The following is a 2388-nucleotide window of genomic DNA, read 5'->3' as shown; positions in this document are numbered from 1 at the left end:
ATCGAGCTGAAAATGCTCATGGGGTTCCTAGACGTGGTTAGCCACGCTCAACGCGCCACTGGCGTCTTTAACCATTCACCATCTTGCGATAGGATTCCAACTCGGCAGGTGCGACCTCTTTGTCTCTCGAGCTATGCCAGCCAATTCAAAGGCAGTGAACGCAACTCGCCGGAGAGCCTGATGTTCAGCCCCCGTGCAAGGTGCGGATCGAGTCAACGAAGAGCTTGAGGTTGGTTTCGACCAACGCTTTGAGCGCCTATGGCGTCGAGCTGAGCAAGTTGGCCGCTGGATCATGGTCCTGTTTGTGGCAGCTGGCATCGCTGGATTTCTGGGTCGCGGACCCTACAGCCATGAAACCGCGAAATCCATTGGGACTGGTCTCACTGTAGACTTCGAGCCGGTAACACGATCGCAGGCAGGCACGCAGGTGACGTTCAACCTGGATAACGCATCGGCATCTTCAACAATTGATATATTCGTTGGCACCAACATCGTTGAGCCGATGGGCCTTCAACGGATTGAGCCACAACCATTACAAACCCGGCTTGTGGACGGTGGCATGGTGATGACAATCCCAGTTGCGCCAGGGACGCGCGACGCCAAGCTGAGGCTCATGCTGCAACCAATGTCGTTGGGCCCGAACGAACTGGTCGCTCAACGTGAGGGCTATGCCGCACAGCGTTGGACGCTGTTCGTACTTCCATGAGCGTCATTATACGCGCAGCCATCGCGTATTTAATCCTTTTGCTCGCTGTCAGGTTAATCGGGCGGCGCATGGCGAGCATGATGGCACCCTTCGATATCGTCGTCCTGTTTCTATTTGGCGGTGCGCTGATGTCGGCGGTGTTGGGAGATGACCATTCCATGGTAGCGGCCGTCAGTGCCGTGTTCTCAATTGGCCTGATGCACGTGTCCATATCCGCCCTGAAGCAGCGGTTCGAGTGGTTTGGCCGCATCGTGGATGGAACGCCAGTGATCGTTTTCGAGAAAGGGGAGTGGCATCAGGATCGGATGCGGGCCCTGCGTATGCTTGAAAGCGATGTGATGGCGGCCGTTCGGCAGAAGGGGCTCATGCGGCTAGAACAGGTTCGCTACGCCATCATCGAACGTGACGGCAAGGTGTCGATCATTCCACAGGATGAGGGAGAGTGACCTTTTGTAAGCTGCTGATAGCGAGGAGTTGGGACGACCCAAAGCCTGAGCCGCCCAATGTAGACTACTTAGACGCGTTGCTGGTTGCATCGGGCATGGCGCTGGACATTCCTGTCGTCCCTGCCGTCTCAGTCCTTGGGGCTGCCGACGGTACCGTACCTGCCCCGCCGTCTACAGATGTGGTTGCAATCTGGCCTGCCGGGTTGGCAGCACTGAGCATGCCTTGGCTGCCGCCTGTCGTGGTGGCGTCACCTTGCGAGGTGGCGTTTGCTATCGGCGTGGACTGGGCGAACGCAGGCATTGCAACTGAGGCCGCGATTAGGCCGACAGCAGCGATGATGAGATTAGAACGCATGTAAAAATCCACTCCTAGCCGCCACCCAAAGGGGTGCGACATCCAGGCGAGAAACGGCGTGCACAGAGCGTGAGTTCTCATTGGTTTGGCAATGCCAGGAGCGCGTCAGGCGGGATGCTCAGAGCCCAACCTGCGGGTAGTCAATCCTCCAATCGGCCTTACATCGCATCCTGATGTAACCGGGTGATCCCAGTGCTGATTAGGTCCTATCAGAGCCTGCCCTAGGCTCCCGCGCTAGATTGTGCAGATGTTGCACCCTGTCAAAACGCATCGTAATGGTGCTCTACCGCGAATGTAACTCAATGGTAGAGTTCCAGCCTTCCAAGCTGGCAATGCGGGTTCGATCCCGTCACCCGCTACCCGATGCCATCATGGAGGACGATCTCCAAGCTTGACCGGCGGTGCTTCGGCTTCTGGTCGGGCCGCTCAGGTCCATAGGTCGTCTCGCAGACCATCCCTTAAGGCAGCAGGCTACCTGGCAAGAGACGCCTTGATCATGGCGGCGTTGGCCATCCATAGAGCCATCACCCGACATCTTCTTGCGTGCCACGTTCTGGGCAATGTCCAATCCCGTAGCCCTACCAAGGTCCGGTTTGATTGAGTTGGTCGAGGCCGCTGGTTTCGACCGGACCTCACCGATCATGCAGGCGGTGATGGCGCACTCGGACGGCCCGATCACCACGCCCAGCGAGGTCGTCAAGGATCTGCTGCGCTGGGCGGAACAGAGGGCTGGCCGGGAGCCTCTGTTGGCCAAGTGGGAAATGCCGTCACAACCGACCGCTCCGTCCAGGCCGGTCAGCGCCGCGCACAGGGTAAGACAGATCTTCAGGTAAGGGCCTGGCCGATCGACCACTCGCTGGTGTGTGTCCCATAAGGCCGCA

General features: G+C 58.3%; 2 protein-coding genes and 1 tRNA gene. All 3 read left to right on the top strand.

All coding sequences use genetic code 11. The annotated features are described in order from the left end of the window. The first annotated feature begins 193 nt into the window (after window positions 1–193). Window positions 194–706: a hypothetical protein gene (locus tag GSQ76_RS03150; protein ID WP_158742459.1), complete on the top strand. Its 513-nt coding sequence runs from the start codon at window positions 194–196 to the stop codon at window positions 704–706. A gap of 77 nt (window positions 707–783) precedes the next feature. Then, window positions 784–1152 (top strand): DUF421 domain-containing protein, encoded by a 369-nt coding sequence (locus GSQ76_RS03145; protein ID WP_216850868.1) that lies wholly within the window; start codon window positions 784–786, stop codon window positions 1150–1152. Between the two features lie 643 nt (window positions 1153–1795). Further along, a tRNA-Gly gene (locus GSQ76_RS03140) sits at window positions 1796–1865 on the top strand. Window positions 1866–2388: the final 523 nt, after the last annotated feature.

Origin of the sequence: Acidisphaera sp. L21, from assembly GCF_009765685.1 — a bacterium.
GTDB lineage: Bacteria > Pseudomonadota > Alphaproteobacteria > Acetobacterales > Acetobacteraceae > LMUY01.
Note: the sequence above shows the minus strand (reverse complement) of the source record. Positions and strands in the feature narration are given on the sequence as shown.

Coding starts and splice junctions, on each gene's coding strand:
- GSQ76_RS03145 (WP_216850868.1), top strand. CDS start 784: ATGATGGCACCCTTCGATATCGTCGTCCTGTTTCTATTTGGCGGTGCG.